The organism is Microvirga lotononidis, from assembly GCF_034627025.1.
In the GTDB taxonomy this organism is placed as follows: domain Bacteria; phylum Pseudomonadota; class Alphaproteobacteria; order Rhizobiales; family Beijerinckiaceae; genus Microvirga; species Microvirga lotononidis.
Window position 1 is genome coordinate 343,596 of the sequence record NZ_CP141049.1, and the last position, 24,596, is coordinate 368,191.

Below are 24,596 nucleotides of genomic sequence, written 5' to 3' on the forward strand. Positions count from 1 at the left end.
GACCATGAAAAAGACCATTGCGGCCGCACTCGGGGCGGCACTCGCGACGGCGGCTCCCGCTGCGGCCCAGACCGTAACGGTGGCGCTCAATGCCGACATCCGCAGCACCAATCCAGGCGTGAACCGGGACGACAATACTGATGCAGTGGTGCTGCACATGGTGGAAGGACTCGTCGGCTATAAGCAGGACGGAACTGTCGCGCCGCTCCTGGCCGAATCCGTCTCCCAGTCGCCGGACGGGAAGACCTACACGTTCCGCCTCCGCAAGGGCGTGAAGTTCCACAACGGGGCCGATCTGACTGCCGAGGACGTCCTATGGAGCTGGAACCGCTACATGGACACCAAGACGGACTGGCGCTGCCGCTCGGACTTCGACGGCCGCTCCGGCCTGAAGGTCGAGAAGGTCGAGGCGCCCGACGCCTCGACAGTCACCATGACCCTCGACCGCCCCAGCGCGCTCTTCCTCGATTCCATGGCGCGGACCGATTGTGGCATGACGGCGATCCTGCACAAGAGTTCGGTCAAGGAGGACGGGAGCTGGGACAAGCCCGTCGGCACAGGCCCGTTCAAGTTCGGCGAATGGCGCCGAGGCGAGTTCGTGATCCTGTCGCGCTTCGACGGATACGAGTCCCCGCCCGGCGACAAGCCGGACGGTCTGGTCGGAGCCAAGCGGACTGCCTTATCTGAGGTGAAGTTCCTCGTGGTGCCTGATGCCTCCACCGTGAAGGCGGCCCTCGTCTCGGGAGCTGTCGACGTGGCGCAGGTGCTCGACACCGACGTGCCGGAGCTGCAGAAGGCATCGAATGTCGAGGTCGGCCTCTTCCCGTCGGCGACGAAACACACTTTCCTGTTCCAGACGCGCGATCCGCTTCTCGGCAACGTGAGGCTGAGGCAGGCCATCGCGGCTTCCATCGATATGCCGCAGCTCGTGGCAGCGGTCTCGAACGGCCACGGCAGGCCCAACAACTCGGCCGTGGCCGTCACATCAGCCTATTACGACGACGTTCAGCGTAAGGGCTATGCTTATGACCCTGCCAAGGCGCAGCAGCTCTTGAAGGAGGCAGGATACAAGGGCCAGCCGATCAAGATCATCGCCAACAAGCGCGTCCACGTGCCGAGCTTCAGTGCGGCCGTGATCGCGCAGGCGATGATGCAGGCAGTCGGCATCAACGCGGAAATCGAAGTGCTCGAATGGGCGACCCAGCTCGATCGGTACAACAAAGGCAATTACCAGATGATGTCCTTCTCGTACTCGGCGCGCCTCGACCCTGCCCTGAGCTACGAGCAGTTCTCCGGCCCCAAGGACAAGCAGCCACGCAAGGTTTGGGACGATGCGGCGACCGAGGCGCTGATCGAGAAAGCATCGGCAATCTCGGATCTGGCTGAGCGCCAGAAAGTCTTCGACGAGCTTCACCGGCGCCAGATGGACGCGACGCCACTCATCATCTTCGCCAACGGTCAGGAGGCATGGGCCCATACGAAGCGCGTCCAGGGCGCAGATCCGTGGGAAGGCAAGCCTCGCGCGTGGGGCGCCCGCGTCGTGGCGAACTGATCGAGAAAGGGAGGGAAGACCATGGTGCGTTTCGCACTCAGACGGATCCTCATGGCCGTCCCGACCCTGCTCATCATGGCAGTCTCGGTGTTCGTCCTGATCCGTCTCATTCCGGGGGACCCGGCCTCTCTCATGCTCGGTGACCTCGCGGATCCCGCGAGCCTCGCCGATCTGAGGCAGCGTCTGGGGCTTGACCAGAGCCTTCCGATTCAGTTCGGGATCTGGTTCGGCAATGTCCTGCAGGGCGATCTCGGAAACTCCATCACGTCGAGCCAGCCGGTCCTGCCGCTCGTGCTCGACCGGTTTTGGGTCAGCGCCAGGATCGTGTTCGTTGCGGTCCTGTTCGCCACGGCGGTCGCGGTTCCGGCGGGCGTGATTGCGGCGTGGCGGCAGAACAGCACCCTGGACCTGGCGCTGGTAGGTACGGCGACCGTCCTGCTGTCCATTCCTACCTTCTGGCTAGGCCTGCTGCTCCTGCTCTTGCTTGGCCTAAAGCTCGAATGGCTGCCCGTCGTCGGCTACGTCTCTTTCACGGAGAACCCAACGGCGGCGCTTCTCTACATCATTATGCCAGTCATGACCCTGTTCCTGCACGAGATGGGCGTCCTGATCCGCATGGCACGGGCGAGCACGCTGGAGGTGCTGCGGCTCGACTACATCACCCACGCCCGCGCGAAGGGGCTCTCCGAGAGCGCCGTGCTGTGGCGGCACGCCTTTAAGAACGCCTTCGGCCCAACCTGGACCCTGATCGGCCTCGTCCTCGGAAACCTGCTCGGCGGCATTGCAGTGGTCGAGACGGTGTTCACGATCCCGGGGCTCGGGCGGCTCCTCGTCGACTCCATTTTCGCCCGCGACTACCCGGTCATCCAGGGATGCCTGCTCTTTGTGGCCTTCGTCTATGTGGTCGTGAACCTTATCGTCGATCTCCTGTATCCCGTCTTCGACCCGAGGGTGACTGCGGAATGAAATTACCAGCTCCCAACGCCGCCCTCGGCGGCGCCGTCGTCGGCATCGTGATCCTCAGCGCACTCTCCGGCGCCCTCTGGACACCATTCGATCCGCTCAAGATCAACTTCGCGGCACGGCTGCAGCCGCCAGGGCCCGTCTACTGGCTCGGCACAGACGAATTCGGCCGCGATGTCCTGAGCCGCCTCATGGCGGCCGCGGCCACGAGCGTCTGGATCAGCCTTCTCACGGTCACAGCGGCCGTAACGGCCGGAACGGCTCTCGGTGTCTTCGCGGGCTACGTGCGCGGCTGGACGGACCGTATTCTCATGGCATTCAACGACGCGCTCCTAGCTTTCCCGGGTATCCTTCTGGCGCTCGGCCTGCTCGCCGTCATCGGCGCGAACAAGTACGGCATCATCCTAGCGCTTGGGCTGGCCTATACGCCGTCCGTGGCGCGCGTGGTGCGCGGCACCGTGCTGTCCCTGCGCGAGAAGGAGTTCGTGGAGGCCTCACGCGTGATGGGCAATTCGGAGATCTTCACCATGGCGCGGCACATCCTGCCCAATTGCGTCGCGCCACTGACAGTGCTTGCAACCTCCATGTTCGGCTGGGTGCTCTTGTCCGAGAGTGCCTTGAGCTTTCTCGGACTCGGCGTGCCCCCCCCCGCGCCCACATGGGGTAACATGCTCGCCAGCAGCCGCTCCTTCATCGCGCAGGCCGTCTGGCTCGGTATCTTCCCTGGTCTGTGCATCTCGCTGACGCTTCTCGGCATCAACCTTCTGGGAGATGCCCTGCGCGACAAGCTCGATCCACGCATGCGAGGAGTGTGATATGGTCAAGACCGAACTTCTCAGCGTCGAGGGCCTGAGGCTCACGGTGGCGCATAGCCAGATGAACGTTGTCAAGGGCATCAGCTTTACGGTGGCACCTGGAGAGATTGTCGGCATCGTCGGTGAATCCGGTAGCGGCAAGACCCTCGCGGCCCGCGCCGTCATGGGCCTGGAGCCGCCCGCCATACGCCGCACCGGCGGCACCATCCGGTTCGAGGGCAAGGACATCGCACAGCTTTCGCCCGGCGAATTGCGGAAGCTGCGTGGCGCGCGCGTCGGTATGGTGTTCCAGGAGCCGATGACCTCCCTCAACCCGTCCATGCTCATTGGTCGGCAACTCGACGAAGGTTTGGCGCTTCACCGGAAGCTGAGCCCCGAGGAGAGGCGGACGCTCATCCTCGACATGCTCCGCCGTGTCGGCCTCAAGGATCCGGAGGGTGCGCTCCAATCCTATCCTCACCAGTTCTCTGGAGGAATGCGCCAGCGCATCATGCTGGCCTCCGTCATGCTCCTCCAGCCGGCGCTTCTCATCGCTGACGAGCCAACGACGGCACTCGACGCGCTCGTTCAGCGGGACGTGCTCGAATTGATGGTCGAGCTCACGCGGGCGCGGGGCACGGCCGTCCTCATGATCAGCCACGATCTCGCAATGGTAGCCCGCTATACCGACCGCATCATCGTGATGCAAAAGGGCGAGATCATAGAGGAGGGCGTCACGCAGGACCTGCTGCGCGAGCCCAAGGATCCCTATACCCGGAAGCTCCTGACGGCGATGCCGCATCGCCTCCCGGCGCGGAGCATTACGGAAGCGGCGGGGCCCATCGTCGAGGTCCGCAACCTCGTGGTCGATTATGGCGGCCGACAGGGCTTCCTGCGCAAGGAACCGGGCAAGCGGGTGCTGCACGGAATTAACCTGTCCATTCGGCCGCGGGAGGTCGTGGCGCTGGTCGGTGGGTCGGGCTCTGGCAAGACGACACTAGGTCGCGCGATCGCAGGCCTCCTGAACCCGACCGGCGGAGAGATCCGCTTTGCGGGACGTTCCATCGTGCCTGGAAGCGAAGGCTGGAACGATTATCGCCTCGACTGCCAGATGGTGTTCCAGGATCCTTATTCCTCCCTGGATCCCAGAATGACCATCGGGGCGCTCATCCGCGAGGCCCTGCGCCTCGTGCCGACCATGCGCAGCCGCGAGAAGACGGAGCGGGTTCGCGAGATTCTGAACGAGGTCGGCCTGAGCGACGCTTATGTGGAGCGCTATCCGCACGAACTCTCGGGTGGCCAGCGTCAGCGCGTCGCCATCGCCCGCGCGGTCGTGCGCCGGCCAGCCTTCGTCATCGCGGACGAGCCCGTCTCAGCCCTCGACGTCACAGTGCGTGCACAGGTGCTCGACCTATTCGCAGACCTGCAGGAACGGCACGGCTTCTCGTGCCTCTTCATCAGTCACGATCTCGGCGTGGTCGAGCAGGTCGCCGACCGGGTTGTCGTCATGCAGGACGGCCGGATCGCCGAGGAGGGGACGCGCGACGCCGTGTTCGACGCCCCGCAGCATCCCTATACCAAGCGTCTTCTGTCGGCGATTCCGATCCTGGTGCGCACGGAACAGGATGGCGTCCGCCTCCGCTGGCGCGACGAGGAGGCCTCACCCGAACATGGGGCAGAGACGCCGAGGCCCGAGGCCTACGCTGCCCTCGGGAGGGGATGAGGAATTGTGGGCAGTTCAGCGGCTGCCTGTCCGTGGCCCCGGGCGTTGTCGTTCATCATGCCGGGATACCAGTGCTCGAATACGGCATTGTCAGGTCTGGATGGCGCCCATTCGGCAATCGGATTAAGCTGATGCAGCCAAACCGCTTCACCCATCCGGGAGGTGATTAGCGACCCATATAACCAAGTATGGCCGTATGTCCTCCATTTTGGTGAGACGAACTTCCGTCTGTTTTGTCGCGTACCTGATGAACCGAATGCGGGCGAGAACAACTCATGCCTCTTCATGGAGTGGCGGCCGTCACAATGATCGCGTTGGTCGGGCTGATGGTGCAGGCTGATGCGCAGGCGCCGTGCCAAGACTACCTGCGGCTGCGCAACGCCGACTCAGGAGCTTGGGGCCACAAGAGCGTCACGCTCGAACCGCTGCGAAGCCTTGCATCGTGCCTCCTTGGCCGCGGAGACACCTCTCATGTACGCAGGTGCATATCATGAGCCCTGCGCCATTTCCGGCGAACTGTTGAAGCAGGTGGAAGGATACCGCCGCGAGGTATTACAAGCTCGCGACAGCGCCTGTGCTGGAGGCCCTACTCGACCGTATCCGGTAGAGATCCTCTACCGTTGAGAACCTAGGAAATTGCTTTCTTCAGGCGCGAAGAACGGGTCGGCCTATTCCTTTGTTGAGACGACATCCCCGTTCGCGAAGCCGACAACGGCCTCCCTGCCACCGACCATCTCGATAGCGATGGTCCTGGAAGACCGCAAAGGAGAGCGAATTGCGCTTGGGCCGACAGCGCTTGGAGACCGGGCTCTGGAGCACGGATGTCGGCCAGACCGAGACCGATCATGCCGGCTGCCATCCTGCGGCACGCGGCTTAACCAACTGCCTGCCGTCGCTGGCGGCGGGCAGGGAAGGGGAGATCGAGAAGCAGGAAGGTTTCTGGCAGGTGCTGGGGAGGCGCTGGTCCTTGCCCGCAAGGATCGCGAGCAGGTGATCCTCGCATGGGAACTGATGAGCCGGGTCAAGGCCAAGATCCGCTGCAACTCGAAGCAGCCGGGGCTGTCGAGCTCTTTTTGTCCTATCCGCCAGTGACGGTGCCCCGTGCGGCCAAGCTGCTGAAGGTTATGCCTGATGCCGTCAATTTGTTACTGGCCCTGCCCGGGGCCTGCCGCGCGAGCTCACCAGATCCACCCACTACAGAGCTTGGGAATTCGTGTAAGATATCATTCCTTTCCCGAATCCTCAGCTCGTGAGAGCCGCCTAAGGATCGCGTCCCTCAATCGCAGATGCCATCACCAGTGCGAAAGCTGCTCCATCCCGCGATTCACAAGCACACTGCCCATCCCACATGGATGCTGGCGAAAAGGCTGCTCGGAAGGCCAGACTTTCCGGATGCGCTGCTGGAGTATTGTGTGGCGATGACACAGCCGCCGGGAGCCTCCTGGCCAACCAGTAAGGTCTTCGCGCAGAAGCTGCGCTACCTCACCTGCTACTTCCTGATCGGCAGCTATGCTCGCTGGCAGAGGGGGGATGGGGAGCCGCCCACTCTCGCCGCCCTGCAGCGCGCCGCTGTGGCCAGCCCCCGGCAGGTTGCTGGCTTCATCAAAGACCTGAGGCATGGCGGCTATCTTATTGCCGAACAGCAGGAGAGCGACCGCCGCCGCTATCTTCTGCGTCCGACAGCGGCACTGATCCACGAGGTTGCGCGCTCGCCACTGGCTTTTCTCGCCGCGTCTGAGCGGCTGGAACGGTCGTCGAGGCCTCTCGTCGAAATAATCTCATCTTCGCCGGAACAGATGTGCGACTGGCTCGGCCGATCTGTGGATTCCTACCAGGAGGATGACAGTCTCTTTGCACCGTTCCGGGCGATCGTGCAGATCACGGAGCGCGAGTGCGGCTATCCGCTGATGGCCGCTGTCGTGGGGGCGCATCACGCGACGCAACTCGGTACGGAAGTTGGCCTGCCGTCGCTGACCTACCGCGGGCTGGCCGAACGCTTCCAGGTGTCCCGCCAGCACATCGGCAACATGCTAACCGAGGCCGAGAGGCAAGGCTGGTTCAGCATCGCTCCGGGTGGTTATCTGAGGGAAATCCCCGCGGACTTCATCGCCGAGTTCGAAACCTGGGCGGCGGGCCAGATGGCGCATTATCGGCTGCTCGCGGATCTGGTGAGCAGCCGTGCCGGCACAGCACCGGAGACGACGGCCTGATGACGAATTCCTGATCCTCCAGGATCAGGAATTCGATGCAAGGTTTGGACTGTCAGACACCTTGGTTTTGACCGATAAACCGGCATGGCGGTTAGGCTCCCTCGTCGGACCGTCTGTTCCCCGCCGCCGGCGCACCGCAGTCAATCGCGATACTGAGATCCGAGATGCATGACCTGATCCCGCCCGTTCCTCCCGCTACCAGGCACGGCTCCTTCCGGGCCGTCTTGCTCGGCTCGGTTGCGCTTTGTGCACTGGTCGGCGCGTCAAGCGTCTTGGCCGACGGGGGAGACGGCGGCCTCTTCTCGCTAGGTGGACGATCGTCCTTTTCCGGAACCGGAGGGGAAGGCGGAATTGTTGTCAGAGGCCTCAGTGGCGGAGGCGGAGGCGGCGCGGGCGATACTGGTGGAAATGGCGGCGAAGCAAATGGCTGCGACGATGCCGATTGCAGAATCTTATCCGGGACCGCCGCGGGTGGCGGCGGCGGTCAACCCGGTGCGAGAGATGGCCTCGGAGGCGATGGGGCTGACGGTCAAGACGCCACTTGGAGAGGCGGCGGCGGCGGTGGCGGCGCGCATGGCTTCAACAACGCTTCCGGACCAATCCCGAACCGGGAGTTGAGCGGCGGCCGGGGTGGCAAAGGTGGAAACGGCACCACCGGCGGTGGCGGTGGCGGTTCTGGAGGCTTCGGTCTCGTACTGCAGAACACCTCCGATTACATCGCCATACAGCGGGCCGTTGGTGGTGCCGGTGGGGATGGGGGTCATGGCGGCCAAGGCCAGGGAGGGGGTGGCGGCGATGGCGGGATAGGGCTTGCCGCCACCGCCGCCGATTCACTGGCTGTGCGCGCCGTCATGTTGGGCGGCAAAGGGGGGCGCGGCGGCGGCAATGACAGGCTCGACGGCCTCGGCATTGGAAAGGGTGGTCGCGGCGGCGCGGGCGTTTACTCGACCAGCCGCTCCACAAGCATCGAGGCGATGGTTGTCGGGGGCGACGGTGGCGACAGCAACAATGATCAAGGCGGACATCAAGGCGGAACCGGCGGCTCAGGCGTGGAAGCGTCCGGCGCCGTAACGGTCTCGGCCGAAATCCGCGGCGGCAACGGCGGAGTCAGCATTAATGGCGCATACACCGGACTCGGGGGCATTGGCCTCATGCTCATGGGTTCGAACCACGCGAATGTCTTCGCTCCCATCCGCGGCGGCGTGGGTACCACCGGCGGAGCCGGTATTTTCCTTCGTACCGATGCAGATGTCACCGTCAATTCACGCGTGCGGGGTGGTGATGGACTGGATACCGGCGGCATCGCCATTGATGGCGACGGTACGGGACACGAGATTAACCTGCAGGCGAATGCTGTCGTCAGCGGGGGCCTAGCCGGCGGCGTGCGCGGCGCCGCGATGCGGGTCACAGGGGATAGCACGCTCAATCTTTCCGCCGGCGCCGTTATCGAGGGAGACATTGTCATCGACTACGGCAACTGCCCTACAGGCAGCTGCTACATGAGTACGCTCACCGTCAATGTGCCGTCGAACTACAGGTATGATGGGTCATTCCGAGGCATCGGCAGGCTGGAGAAGCAGGGCAGTGGAACGCTCACCTTGTCAGGAGCCAACGCTTACGGGGGCGGGATCGTCATCGGTCAAGGCACTCTGGCACTGACAGGCGTAAGCAGTATTACGAGTGCAGCCAGCCTTCGCTTGGATGGCACACTCGACATCTCGGGCTTGTCGGCATCAAGCACGACAATCCCGAGCCTCGTGCCGACAGCGCTTGGAGAGCCGGCACCCGGCAACATCATCCTCGGCAACAAAACACTCCAAATCAACCAAGGCGGCATCGCTGAATTCGCCGGCCGGATCACCGGTGCAGGATCCGTCATCAAAGATGGCGCGGCGATGCTCACGCTCCATGCCGAGCAGGGCTACAGCGGCGCCACCATCGTCCGCGGGGGCAGGCTCGATCTGACCGGATTCGGCAGCATCGCAAGCTCAAGCGCCGTCCAGGTCGACAGCATGTTGAGCGTCTCGGGCGGAGAAACTTACCTCCTGCACGATCTATCCGGTTCCGCGACAGGCAGGCTTCTCCTGGTCAACGGCAGCTCGCTCAGTATCGCTCAGGAGGCACACGGTACCTTTGCCGGCAGCTTGGAATCTTACGGCACCGTGAGGAAAGCCGGCGCCGGGACGCTCACGCTGACGGGCGACAGCACCCGCTTCGACCATATCCACTCACCCTTCATCGGGACCATCGCAGTCGACCAAGGGACACTGGCATTGGCAGGCAACGCTAATCTCGGCCGATCACGAGGTCTGAGTGTCGACGGTGTGCTTGATATTTCCGGCCTGACGGCTGCTGGAACCACAATCGCCAACATTGCCGGGAGCGGCACCGTCGCGCTCGGCGACAAATCGCTGACCGTTAATCAGACGACGGACAGCACATTCTCGGGTGGATTCAACGGAGCTGGCTCGTTACAGAAAATGGGCACCGGCAGGCTCGTCCTTTCGGGCACCAGCACGCATGCCGGCGGCACAACGGTCGCCCAGGGCGTGTTGGAGCTGTCGGGATTGCTCCGTGGACCTGTCACAATTGGACCAAGCGGTATTCTCAATGCGGCCGGTGGTGCCATCGAAGGCTCAGTGACCGTCGAAAACGGTGGCACACTGTTTGGTGGCCCGAGCGGCGGCACGCTTCGCATGGGCAGTCTCAGCCTCGCCGCAGGATCGACGACCAATGTTAATCTCAACGCACCTTCGGAAGATGCGCTGTTCGATATCGTCGGCCCTCTTACCGTTAATGGCACACTCAATGTGACGGGCGGTGGAGCCTATGGCACCGGCATCTACCGGATTTTCTCCACGAACGACACCGTGACGGATGCGGGCCTGGCTCTCGGTTCGACGCCTACGATCGAGAACGTGATGACGCGGCTTGATATCGGCGAACGCACGGTGGATGTGCTGGTTACAGGCGACGGGACGGCGCTTCAATATTGGAGCGGCAATGGCATGGACAGGGGTGGAAGCGGCACGTGGAGCGACACGACACGCTGGCTCGAACCTGATGGTCGGCAGCGCCTCTGGCTGAACGGTACTGGGGTCTTCGGCGGCCCCGCAGGACGGATCACGGTCGAGGGAGCCCAGCGGATCGGCACGCTCGAGTTTCTGACGTCGGGCTACGAGCTCGTGGCAGGCAGTGGGGGCGAACTCCTTCTCGACGGGGGCGGTCGCCTCTGGGCCGAGGGCGCTCAAACGACCGCGACGGTCAATGCTCCGCTCACCGGCACGGGGAGCCTCACCAAGATCGGGGCGGGCACCATCGTTCTGGCAGGACAGAACAGCTATTCCGGCGGGACCTTGCTGCAAGCCGGAGCCCTGACGCTCGCGGCGAACAGCGCCCTTGGTACAGGGCGCCTCGATGCACGCGATGGCACAAGGCTGTCATTTGGAGCCGATGGGCTCAACGTCGCCAATGCTATGGCGCTCACCGGCAACCTCATTATCGCAACAGATCCGGGTCTGGCTGCTACCTTGTCAGGCGTGATCGGCGACGGCTTGATGCCGGGCCGCGTCGTCAAGACAGGCGCTGGCCAGCTGACGCTGACCGGCACCAACAGCTATACGGGCAACACCGTCATCTCCGCCGGCACATTGCAGATCGGCGAGGGCGGGACAAATGGGTCGATCCTCGGCGACGTCACCAATAACGGCACGCTGGTTTTCAACCGGAGCGACGACGTTACGTTCGGCGGAGCCGTCATTGGGTCCGGTGCACTCGTCAAGCAGGGCGCAGGCCGGCTCACGCTCAGCGGTGCGAACCGCTATACCGGCGGCACGACCATCTCACGGGGAACACTGGTCGGGAGTTCGTCGAGCTTTTCTGGCAACATTGCCAACAACTCCTCCCTTGTCTTCGATCAGGCTCATATCGGCACTTATTCCGGATCCATCTCGGGATCGGGATCTGTCACTAAGCAGGGGTCCGGAACGCTCATCCTCACCGGCAGCAACAGCCACACGGGTGGTACAGTCATTAAAGAGGGAACGCTGCAGATCGGCGACGGCGGCAGGATGGGAAGCATCTCCGGCTCGATCGTCAATAATGGCGCGCTGGTCTTGAACCGCTCCGGGAGCTACGACATTAACGCCTCCATCCGCGGGACAGGGACGCTCGCGATCATTGGCGGTACAGCGAACTTCACCGGAACGGGCTACGAGGGACCTGTGTCGGTGGAAACAGGGGCTTTCAACCTCACGCCCAATTCACACTGGGGCTCGATCGTTACGATTGGCCAGGGCGGCACGCTGGGCGGCTCGGGCACGATTGGCGGGCTGGTCGTCCGTCGGGGTGGCACCGTTTCGCCCGGTTACTCTCCTGGGACGCTCAACGTTACCGGCGACATAGCCTTCGATGCCGGCTCGAGCTACACGGTCGATGTGACGGTGGATGGGGACCACGATCTCATTACAGCGAAGGGTGCCTCCAAACTCTCAGGCGGCACAGTGAACGTCCGAGCCGCCCGCGGTCTCTATGCCGCCACGAACACTCACGCGATCCTGAGCGCCCAAGGCGGCGTAACCGGCAAATTCGCCTCCACCTCCTCCGATCTTGCCTTCCTGACCCCTTCGCTCTCTTATGATTTGAGCAACGTCTATCTCACGCTGACCAGAAATCAGGTCGATTTCAGCGCCCTTGCAGAAAGCCCGAATGCACGAGCGGCTGCGACGGCTGCCGAGACGCTGGGTTTCGGCAACAACCTCTATGAGGCCCTGGTACTACTGTCTGCAGACCAGGCGAGCGCCGCCTTCGATGCGCTCTCGGGCGAGGCGCATGCCTCCGCCGCCGCTGTGGCCTATGGCGATGCCGCACAGGTGCAGAACAGCATCCTCACCCACCTGCGCCAGCCGCTGACCTCCCGCCTGCCCACCTTCGTGCAGGGCTCCTACACGGCCGCTTACGCGGCCGATGCTCCCGGGACAACTCCGCAGCCCGTGGCAGTGGTGCCCGCGTTCGATCCCCGTCGCTTTGCCCTGTGGGGCGAGGGCTTCGGCTCCTGGGGCAAGATCGGCGGCAACGGCAATGCCGCGGGCCTCGAAACCTCCACCGGTGGGTTCATCCTCGGCGCCGACGCGCAGGTGGCGGAAGCCTTCCGTCTCGGTCTGGCCGGTGGCTTCACCCGCACCACCTTCGACATCGACGGCCGGCTCTCGTCGGGCAGCAACGAGAGCGTCTTTGCAGCACTCTACGGCTCGTCCTCCTGGGGAGCGCTCAGCCTGCGGCTGGGCGCGGCTTATGCCTGGCACGACATCGATGTGAACCGCACCGTCCGCTTTCCCGGCTTTGCTGGCGCGATCGACACGTCCTACGATGGTTGGACCGCACAGGCCTTTGGCGAGGTGGGCTACCGGATGGGCCTAGGCCCGGTGCAGCTGGAGCCGTTCGTTGGAGCCTCGGTGTTGCGGCTGCACACCGACGCCTTCCAGGAGGAGGGCGGGCCCGCAGCGCTCACCGGCTCCGCCCGGGATCAGGATCTGGCCACCACGACGCTGGGCCTGCGGGCCGAGGCCCGCCTGAGCGACACGGTCCCGCTGATCGTGCGCGGTCTCATCGGCTGGCGCCATGCCTATGGCGACGTTGAGCCAGAAGCGCTCCTCGCCTTCAGCGGCGGTGCCACAGCCTTCACGGTGGCGGGCACGCCGATCGACCGCAATGCGCTGGTGGCGGAGGCCGGGCTCGACTGGCAGATTACTCCCGACATGACGCTCGGCGCCGCCTATGTGGGCCAGATCGGTGAGCGGGCGCAGGAGCATGCCCTCAAGGGTAACTTCACCTGGCGGTTCGAGACACGGTGAGGTTGCCGATCGAGCTGGCGATTCCGGCGCTAGACACATTCAGCGTCTGTGCGGATCGCAGAGTACTTGAAATGTCATTCTGTATTGAGCAGTGGTCAATCTGGGGACGGCGTCATTCTGGCGCCTCTCGGAAGCAGAACCAAAATCTGCGCTCGCCAGGAACATCGGGCGTTCAATAAGCCGCTGGAATGTGGAAGGCCAAGCGGTATCAGAGATTTACCGCAGTGCCTCTTACGATCTCCGTACCTCTCTAGGATCCAGTACTTGCATCACCTGCAAAGGAGCCTTTAGGCTCTAAGAAAGCAGCTCCGGCCATCAAGGGATGCTCGTAAATGAACCTGCGCTTCGTCGAAACGTTTCTTTGGGTCGCGAGGCTGGGTAGTTTCAGCGCTGCAGCCGAGAGGCTTAACACCACACAAGCTGCAATTTCGAACCGTATTGCTACCCTGGAGCGAGATCTGGGGATTCGACTTTTCGAACGGGATGTCCGTTGCGTTCGCCTTACCAGCTTAGGGCAGCAGGCGGTCCCGAAAGCTGAGGAACTGGTGCGGGTCGCCAACGAGTTCCGAGAGGCCGTCAGCGATCCCGGAAGCCTGCGCGGATCGATTAAGATCGGCACGATCGACTCCATCGTTCATGCTTGGCTTCCGCAGTTCATTGAACGCATTCGGGCCCGCTATCCCAGCGTCGCCATAGATCTCAATACCGATACGAGCCTCAGTCTTGCGCGTGAGGTTGCCGAACGACGTATCGACCTTGCCCTCATCATGGGGCCGGTGATCGCGCCCGAAATCATTAATCTCGAATTATGTACATTCGCATGTACCTGGCTTGCCAGCCCGAAGCTCGGCCTTCCGGACAAACCACTGACACTGGCAGAGATAGCAGACCAACCGATCCTGGCCTATTCTAAGGACAGCGTTCCCCATCACCGGGTCCTGCGACAGCTTGCCGATGCAGGGATCGAGGACCCGACGATCTATAATTCCAACTCCCTCGCCACTATCATCCGGCTGGCCCAGGATGGTATCGGTATAACACCACTCCCAACTGTAATCGTGCGGGAGCAACTCGCGGCTCGAACGCTGGTGGCACTCGACGTAACGCCAGCCTTTCCGCCACTTAGCTTCCACGCGGTCTATTCCGACCATCCGGACAACTTGATTTCGGCCGTGATGGCACAAATGGCGCACGAGGTCGCCCACAGCTTTTCATTGGCACAGACGGACGGAGCCTCCTGGTAGACCGATGCCGAATGGGTCTACGTGTCATTGTGCGGTGCCGAACAAGGAAAACTTTGGCTCCAGGGAAAGTATTTCGCGTTTGTGCAAGCTCGCACGTCTCGCCCACATTTGACCGTAGGTTCAAAGGAGGCCGTGACGTGAAAGTCAGTCTGATTCAGATGAATTCCCAGAACAACAAGGCGGAGAACTTGAAAACTGCAGCCGCGATGATCGAGAAGGCCGTCAGCGAAGAGACGCCCGATCTCATCGTCCTGCCAGAGTACTACGCCTATCTCGGCGAGGGACGCGACAACGTCCACGGCAATGGCGAGTTCTTCCCGGACGGCGAATCCTACAAGCTGATGTCCAGTCTTGCCGCCAAGCATCGGGTGACCATCCATGCCGGCAGCGTCGTCGAGCGCGAGGGCAACAACCATTACAACACAACCCTGGTGTTCGGCCCCGACGGCAAAGAACTCGCCCGTTACCGCAAGATCCATCTCTTCGACGTCGATGTCCCGGGCGGCATCAGCTACCGCGAGTCGGACACGATCAACCGCGGCCAGGACGTCGTGACCTACAAGGTCGGGGACGTCACTGTCGGTTGCGCGATCTGCTACGATATCCGCTTCCCCGAACTCTTCCGCAAGCTGCGCGACGCGGGCGCCGACGTGATCGTCCTGCCGGCTGCCTTTACGCTGATGACCGGCAAGGACCATTGGGAGACACTGGCCCGCGCCCGCGCCATCGAGACACAGACCTACTTCCTGGCGGTCGGTCAGGTGCTCTCGCACGCGGACAGCAAGAAATGGTGCTGGGGCCATTCCATGGTGATCGATCCCTGGGGCCACATGGTCGCCCAGTGTTCCGACAAGGTCGCAAGCACCAGCGCACGCCTCGACTTGGACTACATTCAGCATGTGCGCCGCAACGTTCCGGTGGCCCAGCACCACGTCCTGGCCTGAGGAGAGCGCCCATGTTCACCGTCAATCCGATGCCGAAGCAGATCTCGCAGGACTTGGTCGACCTGCTGGAAAAGGTTGAGACCGCGACCGTCGGCCACTTTCTGCATTCGGGCTTCGTCGATCGCGAGCTGCGTGCGGTGCTGCCCGAGAAGCGTGTTGCTGGCACCGCCGTCACGGTGCGGCTACCGCACGCGGACAGCACGATTCTGCACTACCTCACCAAGCTCGTCCGCCCAGGCGACATCGTCGTGGTGGATCGCTGCGGCGACACCAAGCACGCATGCTGGGGCGGCGTCGTCACGCATTCCATGAAGATCGCGGGCGTGAAGGCCGGCATCGTGGACGGCCCCGCCACCGACTTCTCGGAAATCCGCAACGTCGAGATGCCCATGTGGTGCCGCGGCCCGTCGCCGATCACCACCAAGATCCTGGGTCTTGAAGGCGCGATCAACGTGCCGGTCACGGTCGGTGGACAAGTGATCGAGCCGGGCGACGCGATTCTCGCCGATGAGAGCGGGGTTCTAGTGCTCAATCCGGCCGAGGCGAGGGCTGTGGCGGAGCGGGCCATCGGCATGCAGGAAAACGAGATCAAGTTGCTGGAGCGGCTTCGCAACGGCGAGAAGCTGCCGGACATTTCCGGCGCAACCCGGATCGTAGAAGAAAAGGCCCGGCGCGTCGCCTGACGCGCCGGTTCGGGAAGGCTAATCAATAAACAGAGGGATTAGACAATGATGAAGCTTCGTGTTCTGCTCGGTGCCTCGGCGGTTGCTTTCGCCGCCGCGACGCCTGCCTTGGCCCAGACGAAAACAGTGACTCTCGCCGCCTATAGCGGCATCTTCCAGGACCACTACACCAAGGCGGTGATCGAGCCGTTCATGAAGGCCCACCCGGACATCAAGGTCGAGTTCTATGGCATGCCGAACTCGGCTCAGATGCTCGGCACGCTCCGCGCCCAGAAGGCCGCACCTCAGATCGATGTCATGATCATGGACGTGTCTGTCGCCAAGGCGGCCACTGACGAAGGCCTGTTCGACAAGGTCGACGAGAGCGTCTCGAAGAACGTGGCCGATCTCTATCCGACCGCCCGCATCGAGGGCGTCGGCGGTGTCGCGGTGACCTTCGACAATCTCGTTCTGCTCTACAACAAGGATCAGGTGAAGACGCAGCCGACCTCGTGGAACGCGCTCTGGGACAAGCAATATGCCGGGAAGGTCACGATCCCGGCCGTGCCGGATATCCAAGGCACGACTCTCACGGTCATCGTCAACAAGATGGCAGGCCAGGAGGACTACAAGAAGTCCGTCGAGCCCGGCATCAAGAAGCTCGGCGAACTCGCTCCCAACGTGCAGACCTGGGATCCGAAGCCGGACGTGTATACGCCCATCGCGAACGGCCAGGCGGCGCTCGGAATCGGTTGGAACGCCCGCGCGCAGGTGTATGCGGACACGTCCGGCGGCAAGTTGGGCGTAGTCCTGCCGCAGGAAGGAAGCGGCTTCCAGATCAACACGATCAACCTTGTGAAGAGGGCCCCGGCGGGTGACGCCGCCAAGACCTTTATCGATTACGCGCTCACGCCTGAGACCCAGGCGGCGTTCACGGAGGCGATGTTCTACGCGCCGACCAACACGAAGGCTCAGGAGAAAATCTCCAAGGAAGCACTCGCTCGCACGGCGGCGGGCTCGATGAACAAAATGGTCGCCATCGACTGGATTGCCGTCGCCGGAATCCGCGATGCGATCACCGAGCAATGGCGCCGTCGCGTCATTCCGCTGAGCCGCTAACCGCAACCGCCGCAGCCAAACGCCTCTGGAGAAAGCCATGATGCATCAGACAATCCGCTCCGGAAGTCCGACCGTATCCGGTCGCGACGTGCACCTGCGTCTCGACGGACTCTCGAAGCGCTACGGTGACTCTGTCGCCGTCGCATCGCTCGATCTGGCGGTTCCGAAGGGAGAGCTGGTGGCGCTCCTCGGGCCTTCCGGCTGCGGCAAGACAACGACCCTGCGCATGGTCGCTGGCCTCATCAAGCCGACAGACGGGCGCATCGTCGTCGGCGGACATGACATCACTGTGATGCCGCCCTATCGACGCGACATGGGCCTCGTGTTCCAGTCCTATGCACTCTTTCCCCATATGAGCGTGGCGAAGAACGTGGCCTTCGGACTCGAGATGCGCTCAGTCCCAAAGGCTGAGATCGAGCAGCGCGTCAAGCAGGCGCTCGCCATGGTGCGTCTGGAAGCTCTTGCCGAACGCAAGCCGCGGGAGCTTTCGGGTGGGCAGCAGCAGCGCGTGGCCCTTGCCCGTGCTCTCGTGATCCGCCCATCGATCCTCCTTCTCGACGAGCCGTTATCGAATCTCGACGCCAAGCTGCGCGATGAGATGCGCAATGAGATCCGCGACATCCAGCAAAACCTCGGCATCACGGCGGTCTTCGTCACGCACGATCAGGTCGAGGCGCTCAGCATGTGCGACAAAGTCGTTGTCATGCGCGGCGGGAAGCTCGAACAAGTAGGAACGCCGGTCGACGTCTACGAGCATCCGACAACCCCGTTCGTCGCCTCCTTCGTCGGTCGCACCAACCGCCTGGAAGGCACGGCTCAAGGGGACGGACGCGTTAGCATCGGTTCCAGCGAGATTCGGGTGCCAGGCCGGCCGGGCGGCAGGGTCGAGATCATGGTCCGCCCGCATCGCATGAGGCTCGTCGAGACCGGTTCCGGCCAGGACGCCGCCGAGGGTGTGAACCGTGTCGCCGGACGGCTGAGCCGGGTCACCTTCATCGGCGACCTGCTGCAGTATCACGTCGATGTGAACGGAGCGGAGATCGTGGTCGAGGTGGCCTCCGATCATGGCCGCGGCTTTCGGACCGTGGGGACGCCGGTCGCCGTGCTCTGGCGCATCGAGGACACGATGGTGTTCGGGAGGTGCGCATGACGGCGATCTCTGCCCCGGCTGCTCCCGCTGCGCCCTCCCTGGCCCTCGGCCGGACAGGCACGGCGACGGTTCTGCTGCTACCCATCGCGATCATCAATACCATCGGGTTCATCCTGCCGGTCCTGAACCTGGCGCGGATGTCCTTCAATGAAGCACTGACCGGCGGCGGCGTGCGCGAAGCCTTCACGCTCGCCAATTGGGCCGGCCTCTTTGCCGACTCCTTCTATGTCGAGCTGATCCTGAACTCGATCACGGTCAGCCTCGGCATTACGCTGGCGACTCTCGTCGTGTCCTATCCGATCGCGCTTTATCTTCATCGAAGCTCTGGGCGGTGGCGCACCGTTCTGACCGTATTGGTCATCTCGCCCCTGCTTACTTCCGCGGTGGTGCGCACCTACGGCTGGATCGCGCTTCTCTCCGAACAGGGGCCGATCGCCAGCTCCATTGCGGCGGTGGGCCTCACGCCGCCGCGACTGATGTTCAACACCACGGGCGTCGTCATCGGTCTGACCGAGATCCTGATGCCCTACATGATCCTGTCGCTGCTCGCCGGGTTCGGACGCCTCGATCCACGGGTGGAGGAAGCCGCGATGACGCTTGGTGCACCCCCAGCGAAGACGTTCTGGCGCGTGATCCTACCGCTGACGCTGCCCGGCATTGCGCTCGGCTGCCTACTCTGCTTCGTCCTGGCAGTGTCCTCCTTCATCACCCCGAAGCTACTCGGGGGAGGGCGGGTCTTCCTGCTCGCGACCGAGATCTATGATCAGGCCATCGTCACCCTGAACTGGCCGCTCGCCGCGACGCTCTCGATGCTCGTTCTGATCATCTTCGGGGCCGCGCTCGCAGCCTATGCCCGTGTTCTCCGCGCCATCGAATAGGAGTCGATCATGGAAGCGAATGAAATCTCGGTGCCCATGAAGATCCTGGTGGCGCTCCTGTTCCTGTTCCTCCTGGCGCCCGTGATCCTCGTCGTGCCGATCTCCTTCAGCGGCGAGCAGATCCTGTCATTCCCGCCAGAAAGCTGGTCCCTGCGCTGGTATGCGGCGCTCGCCGACAATCCGAAGATCATCTCGGCCTTCTGGACGAGCCTCGTGCTGGGTGCGGTCGTGACCGTCATCTCGCTCGCGGTCGCGATTCCCGCCGCCTATGTGATCGTGCGGATGCGGACCTTCGGATCGGCGTTCCTCTACAATCTCTTCACCGCACCGCTGCTGCTGCCCACCATCGTGCTGGGGCTCGCGATCCTCATCGTCTTCGCGTCGATGGGCTTTCTCGGCACCTTCACGGGTCTCGTCATTGGTCATCTCGTGATTACGCTGCCCTATGCTCTGCGCGTGCTCGCGACGACCCTTGGAAATCTCAACCTTGCCTGCGAGGAGGCAGCCTCCACCCTCGGTGGAAGGCCGATTACGGTGTTCCGACGTGTGACGTTACCCATGATGGCGCCCGGCATTGTGGCGGCGACGGCTTTGTGCTTTCTCGTTTCTTTCGATGAGGTGGTCATTACGCTCTTCCTCACGGGACCTCGCCTCACGACCTTGCCCGTTGAACTGTTTCACCACGTGGAAAGCCGGGCCGATCCGCTGGTAGCGAGCGTCTCGGTGCTGCTGATTCTACTCACCCTTGCGGTGGTCATGATCGTCGATCGCACGGTCGGCCTGTCGAGAACCTTCGTGAAGTGAGGAATCGTCAGCTTGTGAGGATTCTCAACCTGTGCAGATTGGAAGCTGATGCCAGAGCGGTGCGCTGGGACGCTACCAGTGATGTAGTGACGGTGATGGAGGTCGATTCGGCCCCAACGCGGTCCGCAAGCTGCACTTTCTGGCCGGCATCGATGAGGAGCGCCTCACCGACTTCGACGAGGCGCTCAGGGTCCTACCGTGACTGGACGCACTGGAGCAACTAAGCCGCTGCAACCTGCTTCCTGTTGACCTCCAGGATATGCTCGAGGGCCGCGAGTTCCTCGGCAGCCAGATCTGTCAAAGGGGGCCTGACCGGGCCAGGGTCGCGCCCAACCGACTTTAAGCCCGCTTTGATGATCGAAACAGCATATCCCTTCTTGCGGTTTCGCAGAGCGACAAGCGGGAAGAAGAAGTCTTTGAGGATCTGATCGACGACAGGTTGATTGCCGGTCCGCAGCGCGGAGTAGAACTGCTGGGCCAAGTCCGGCAAGAAATTGAACACCGCCGATGAATAGGTCGTCACGCCGGCCGCATAATAGGCCTGAGCATAGGCCTCGTGGGTCGGCATACCTCCGATATAGACCAGCCGGTCCTTGAGGCGGGTGGTGATTTCAATGACTTTGTCGACGTCGCCGACGCCGTCTTTGAAGCCAACGAGGTTCGGGCACATCCCGCATAGCCTTTCCAGGCTCTCGGCGGTAAGAACGGCATTGTCCCGGTTGTAGACGATCACGCCGATTCCGACAGCGTCGCAGACCGCCTTGACGTGTGCAATGAGGCCTGCCTGCTCGGCGAACATCAGGTAAGGAGGCAGGAGCAGGATTCCATCGGCGCCCGCCTTCTCAGCGCTCTTGGCGATCTCTACGGCCAGCGAGGTGCCGTAGCCTGCACCGCTGATGATCGGCGTCGTGCCTGCACCTGCCTTGGCGGCTCTGACGACCTGCGGTACTTCGCTGGGATTTAGAGAAAAGAACTCGCCCGTCCCACCCGCGGCAAACAGGGCTGCTGCGTTGTAGCCCGCTAGCCACTCCACGTGCTCGCGGTAGCCGCCCTCGTTGAAACTCAGGTCATGATTGAAATGCGTTACCGGGAATGACAGCAGCCCGCTGCCAACCGCTGTCTTGAGCAGGGTGGGATCCATGTATCTGTCCTTATGCGAACTAAAGGGTGCGTCCCGCCGGCGAGCGGGGCAAAGACATTAGCGGGCGGTGTGGTGAAGGCTCTGGATGAGCGCTTGGATGTAGCCATAGCAATAGGCAAAAGCGACGCCTTGGGGATCGCGCCCGCTGATGGTCGGCACGTGATCCGGCATCAGCATGTATTGGTACCCGACCTCACTGTAGACCTTGAGCGAGCGCGCCATGTCCATGTCCCCCTCATCAGGGAACGTTTCCATGAATGACAACTTGCCGCCTCGGATGTTTCTGAAATGGACGTTGAAGAGCTTGCCGCGGGTGCCGAACCACCGGATGATGTCGTCGATCTCCTCACGCGGGTTCTCGAGCATCTCGCCGACGCTCCCTTGGCAGAAATTCAAACCATGATAGGGGCTCTCGTGCATCAGGACGAACTTCTTAAGTCCTTCGATCGTGCCGAGGACACGCGTTACACCCTTATAGCCTGGCGGTGTGTAGGGGTCGTGGGGATGGCAGGCAAGCCGCACCCTGTTCGACTCCGCCACTGGCACGGCGCGGGCGAGGAAGTAGTCGATACGCTCCCAGTTCTCATCCTCTGACAGGATCCCGGCCGAACCCGGAGCAGCGCCCTGGTCAGCCAGTTCCCATCGGAAGCTGGCATTGCGCGAGCCGCCGCGACCGGGCTCGTCGGGCGTGCGTGGGATACCGATGAGGTTGAGGTTATACTTGGCGGCCGGAATGCCGGCGGTCGCGCAATCCTCGATCAGCTGGCAAATGGCGTCGATCTGCCGATCACGGTCGGGGCCAGCGAGCAGGATGTCTGGATAGGGGGCGGTTTCGATCGGACTGGAGGGCAGGGGAAGCTGGATCATGTCCAGCCTGAGGCCGAAGCTTTCGACCTTCTCCCGATGGCGCAGGAGGTCATCGAGCTTCCAGCTCGAAGATTTCCCAGGCGGGTCGGCGCAGATGTGTTTCAGGCCCAGCTGGGCAAAGACCCGGTAATCATCGTCCTCTCGCGCCGCTACTTGCGTCCCCACATACACAGGCGGTTCCTCCATTGGCAGAGCGTTGCTGCATCACCAAGTCATAATACGACTGATGACTACTGTCGAGGGATTATTGCTGCTGAGCGAGCAGACGATATCGCTTCTGGCTCGCGATCAAGTGCGCTCTCATGGCTTGGCGGGCACTCTCGGCATCCTGATCGCCGATCGCGTTCAGGATCTGCCCATGCTCCCAATGCACCTTACGCAGGTACTCCGGATCGGAGGCATCAGGAAGGGTGGGGAACTGGCCCCGTGGGATGGCCCGTGGACCAAACGTCTTGAGAGCCTGAACATAAAAACGATTGTTGGTGGCCTCGGCGATCGCCATATGAAACGCGTAGTCGGCATCAACCGTCGGCGCGCCGCTGGCGATTAGTTGCCCGAAGGTCTGGTGCGCCTCGCTGATGGCCGCCTCCTGCTTGGCAGAGCGACGATACGCTGCAATGGCGGCCGCCTCGGTCTCAGTCGCAAGGCGAAACTCTAATAATTCCAGAGTTTCCGGGATGCTCTTGATCTCGATAGACGTGAGGACTGGGCGGTCTTGGGCGTTCAGGTCATGGACGAAGACACCCTTCCCCTGGATCGAGCGGACATACCCGGAGGCGCGCAGATCCGCGATCGCCTCGCGCACTACGGTTCTGCTGACGCCAAATTGCGCCTCGAGCTGGGGTTCTGTCGGAAGTTGATCGCCCGCGGCCAGCACACCGCTCTCGATCTGACTGCGGAGTTGATTGATCACAGCCTGTGCCAGTCTTTGCCGTCGCGGCGCCTCCGGGGTGTCAATCGAAGTCATGGCCAGCCTCCTGTCTCCTCCGAAGCCCTATTGCAAAGTTGGTGGAAACATTCATACTCATAATACGACATACCACATACTTCTTATAAAGATGGTACTATAGGGAAGAGAAACAATGAAGCTTTTTCGTTCGGGCGTGTTCGTCGTGGCCGCCTTTGCTGCTTTTGCCCTAAGCGCCACAGTCGGCCATGCAGCGACACCAAAAGATCAATTGGTGATCGGCACCTCGCTGGCGCAGGTACTCTCGCTCGACCCGCAACAGGCGACAGAGGCCAAAGCTCTTGAGGTCATGGCCAATCTCTATGACCGCCTGGTCGCGACCGATGCCAACGGGCGTGACAAGATCATCCCTCAACTCGCTGAGAAATGGGAGATCGATGAGAAGGGGATCACGTTCAAGCTCCGCGATGCGACGTTCGCGTCTGGAAACCCCGTTACAGCAAAGGACGTGGTTTATTCGCTCACACGTCTGCTTAAGCTCGACCAGTCTGCTGCGGCCAACTTCAAGCGCATTGGCTACACCGGCGACAACATTGAAACGCTCGCACGGGCGATCGATGACAAAACCTTCCGAATTGATCTCACTAATGCAGTGGCCGCTGACTTCTTGATGTATCGGCTCGCCATGGTGGTCGCGAGTGTTGTCGACAGCGTCGAGGTTCAGAAGCATGTCGTCAACAACGACTTCGGGAATGCTTGGCTGCGCACCAACTCGGCAGGTTCAGGTCCGTTTACCCTCAACCGGTGGACACCGAACGAGATCGTCATCCTTGAAGCAAACCCTAAATACGTGACGGGGAAGCCCCAATTACGCCGTGTCGTGATGCGACACGTGCCTGAAAGCCAAGTTGAGCGCTTGATGCTTGAGCGTGGCGATATCGACATCGCCAATGCCCTCACCGCCTCGGATCTGAATGCATTCAAAGACAAGAGCGGCTTCGTCATCCAACGGGTGCCGACCTTGGGCTTCTATGTGCTTGCAATGAATGCCAGCAATCAGCACCTATCGAGCCCGCTGGTTCGTGAAGCGATCGCCTACGGGATCGATTATGCAGGTATTGAGCGGACAATCCTCGGTCCTTACGGCAAGACCCGGACGGTTCCAGTTCCAGAAACCCTGTCAGAGGCTATCCCGAGCCCTGATTGGAAGTTCGACGTGGAAAAGGCCAAGGCGCTGTTGGCGGAGGCCGGCTATCCTAATGGCTTTAATCTGACACTTAAGACCATCTCGCAGACGCCACGTGTCGATATGGCGACGGCCATACAGGCCTCTCTGGCCCAGATTGGCATCAAGGTGACTATCCAGCAGGGTAACGGCTCGGATATCATCGCGGCTCATCGAGCCCGCGACTTCGATCTGCTGATCCCGCAGACCGGTGCCTACATGCCGAATGCCTTGGGCTCAATGGAACAATTCTCGTCGAATCCCGACAACTCGCGTGAAGCCAACAATGCCGGCAACTTCGTCTGGCGTTCGGCCTGGGATATTCCGGAGCTGACGAAGCTCACGGATAAGGCGTCCGTCGAAACCGATCCGGCAAAGCGTAGTGAGATCTTCAAGCAGATGCAGAACCTGTTCGTTGAGCTCAAACCTGCCGTGCTGCCGATGTTCGAACGTTTCGAACCAATCGTGCTCAATGCCAAGGTTAAGGGCTATTTGGGTCATCCGAGCCTGATCACGCGCCTGGAAGGCGTCACCAAGGCGTCCGAGTAAGGTGAACGGCCG

At 62.2% G+C, this 24,596-nt stretch carries 19 protein-coding genes; 15 read left to right on the forward strand and 4 right to left on the reverse strand.

The window, feature by feature from the left end; all coding sequences use genetic code 11:
- Nucleotides 1-4 precede the first annotated feature (4 nt).
- The 6 genes from U0023_RS25105 to U0023_RS25130 all read left to right on the forward strand — a co-directional run bounded on the left by U0023_RS25105 (nucleotide 5) and on the right by U0023_RS25130 (nucleotide 7,242).
- Nucleotides 5-1,552 (forward strand): ABC transporter substrate-binding protein, encoded by a 1,548-nt coding sequence (locus tag U0023_RS25105; RefSeq protein ID WP_009762389.1) that lies wholly within the window; start codon nucleotides 5-7, stop codon nucleotides 1,550-1,552.
- Between the two features lie 21 nt (nucleotides 1,553-1,573).
- A complete protein-coding gene (locus tag U0023_RS25110) occupies nucleotides 1,574-2,518 on the forward strand; it encodes an ABC transporter permease (RefSeq protein WP_009762390.1) in 945 nt (314 codons plus the stop codon).
- Nucleotides 2,515-3,330: an ABC transporter permease gene (locus U0023_RS25115; RefSeq protein WP_009762391.1), complete on the forward strand. Its 816-nt coding sequence runs from the start codon at nucleotides 2,515-2,517 to the stop codon at nucleotides 3,328-3,330. Before U0023_RS25110 ends, U0023_RS25115 begins: the two co-directional genes overlap by 4 nt.
- A gap of 1 nt (nucleotide 3,331) precedes the next feature.
- The gene (locus U0023_RS25120) at nucleotides 3,332-5,032 is read left to right on the forward strand and encodes an ABC transporter ATP-binding protein (protein ID WP_009762392.1); all 1,701 of its coding nucleotides are present in this window, start codon (nucleotides 3,332-3,334) and stop codon (nucleotides 5,030-5,032) included.
- Between the two features lie 775 nt (nucleotides 5,033-5,807).
- Nucleotides 5,808-6,026: a hypothetical protein gene (locus U0023_RS25125; protein WP_009762394.1), complete on the forward strand. Its 219-nt coding sequence runs from the start codon at nucleotides 5,808-5,810 to the stop codon at nucleotides 6,024-6,026.
- A gap of 424 nt (nucleotides 6,027-6,450) precedes the next feature.
- Nucleotides 6,451-7,242: a MarR family transcriptional regulator gene (locus tag U0023_RS25130; RefSeq protein ID WP_245272950.1), complete on the forward strand. Its 792-nt coding sequence runs from the start codon at nucleotides 6,451-6,453 to the stop codon at nucleotides 7,240-7,242.
- Between the two features lie 452 nt (nucleotides 7,243-7,694).
- Here the strand turns inward: U0023_RS25130 and U0023_RS25135 are convergent, their stop codons facing one another.
- Nucleotides 7,695-8,006 (reverse strand): hypothetical protein, encoded by a 312-nt coding sequence (locus U0023_RS25135; RefSeq protein WP_154661070.1) that lies wholly within the window; start codon nucleotides 8,004-8,006, stop codon nucleotides 7,695-7,697.
- An 87-nt stretch (nucleotides 8,007-8,093) separates the two neighbouring features.
- On the opposite strand from U0023_RS25135, the gene U0023_RS25140 reads away from it, so the two are divergent.
- From U0023_RS25140 to U0023_RS25175, 8 genes are all read left to right on the forward strand, one after another.
- A complete protein-coding gene (locus U0023_RS25140) occupies nucleotides 8,094-13,094 on the forward strand; it encodes an autotransporter domain-containing protein (RefSeq protein ID WP_154661071.1) in 5,001 nt (1,666 codons plus the stop codon).
- A 332-nt stretch (nucleotides 13,095-13,426) separates the two neighbouring features.
- On the forward strand, nucleotides 13,427-14,338 hold the full coding sequence (locus tag U0023_RS25145; protein ID WP_009762398.1) for a LysR family transcriptional regulator: 912 nt from the start codon (nucleotides 13,427-13,429) through the stop codon (nucleotides 14,336-14,338).
- Between the two features lie 137 nt (nucleotides 14,339-14,475).
- Entirely contained in the window at nucleotides 14,476-15,282 is an 807-nt protein-coding gene (locus tag U0023_RS25150) for a carbon-nitrogen hydrolase family protein (RefSeq protein WP_009762399.1), read from the forward strand.
- An 11-nt stretch (nucleotides 15,283-15,293) separates the two neighbouring features.
- Nucleotides 15,294-15,965, forward strand: a complete 672-nt coding sequence (locus U0023_RS25155) for an RraA family protein (protein ID WP_009762400.1) — start codon at nucleotides 15,294-15,296, stop codon at nucleotides 15,963-15,965.
- Between the two features lie 48 nt (nucleotides 15,966-16,013).
- Nucleotides 16,014-17,063 carry an ABC transporter substrate-binding protein gene (locus U0023_RS25160; protein ID WP_040638814.1) on the forward strand — a complete coding sequence of 350 codons (1,050 nt, stop codon included), beginning with the start codon at nucleotides 16,014-16,016 and terminating at the stop codon, nucleotides 17,061-17,063.
- Nucleotides 17,064-17,100: 37 nt separating this feature from the next.
- A complete protein-coding gene (locus U0023_RS25165) occupies nucleotides 17,101-18,213 on the forward strand; it encodes an ABC transporter ATP-binding protein (RefSeq protein ID WP_009762402.1) in 1,113 nt (370 codons plus the stop codon).
- Nucleotides 18,210-19,091: an ABC transporter permease gene (locus U0023_RS25170; RefSeq protein WP_009762403.1), complete on the forward strand. Its 882-nt coding sequence runs from the start codon at nucleotides 18,210-18,212 to the stop codon at nucleotides 19,089-19,091. The genes U0023_RS25165 and U0023_RS25170 overlap by 4 nt, the downstream gene beginning before the upstream one ends.
- Before the next feature lie 9 nt (nucleotides 19,092-19,100).
- Nucleotides 19,101-19,895: an ABC transporter permease gene (locus U0023_RS25175; protein ID WP_009762404.1), complete on the forward strand. Its 795-nt coding sequence runs from the start codon at nucleotides 19,101-19,103 to the stop codon at nucleotides 19,893-19,895.
- A gap of 220 nt (nucleotides 19,896-20,115) precedes the next feature.
- On the opposite strand, the gene kdgD is transcribed toward U0023_RS25175, so the two are convergent.
- From kdgD to U0023_RS25190, 3 genes are all read right to left on the reverse strand, one after another.
- The gene (kdgD, locus tag U0023_RS25180; RefSeq protein WP_009762405.1) at nucleotides 20,116-21,036 is read right to left on the reverse strand and encodes a 5-dehydro-4-deoxyglucarate dehydratase; all 921 of its coding nucleotides are present in this window, start codon (nucleotides 21,034-21,036) and stop codon (nucleotides 20,116-20,118) included.
- A 57-nt stretch (nucleotides 21,037-21,093) separates the two neighbouring features.
- Entirely contained in the window at nucleotides 21,094-22,074 is a 981-nt protein-coding gene (locus U0023_RS25185) for a mannonate dehydratase (protein WP_009762406.1), read from the reverse strand.
- A 73-nt stretch (nucleotides 22,075-22,147) separates the two neighbouring features.
- Nucleotides 22,148-22,870, reverse strand: coding sequence for a FadR/GntR family transcriptional regulator (locus tag U0023_RS25190; RefSeq protein WP_009762407.1), 723 nt, complete (start codon nucleotides 22,868-22,870; stop codon nucleotides 22,148-22,150).
- 115 nt (nucleotides 22,871-22,985) lie between these two features.
- Between U0023_RS25190 and U0023_RS25195 the strand changes: the two genes are divergently transcribed.
- Nucleotides 22,986-24,584 (forward strand): ABC transporter substrate-binding protein, encoded by a 1,599-nt coding sequence (locus tag U0023_RS25195; protein WP_009762408.1) that lies wholly within the window; start codon nucleotides 22,986-22,988, stop codon nucleotides 24,582-24,584.
- Nucleotides 24,585-24,596: the final 12 nt, after the last annotated feature.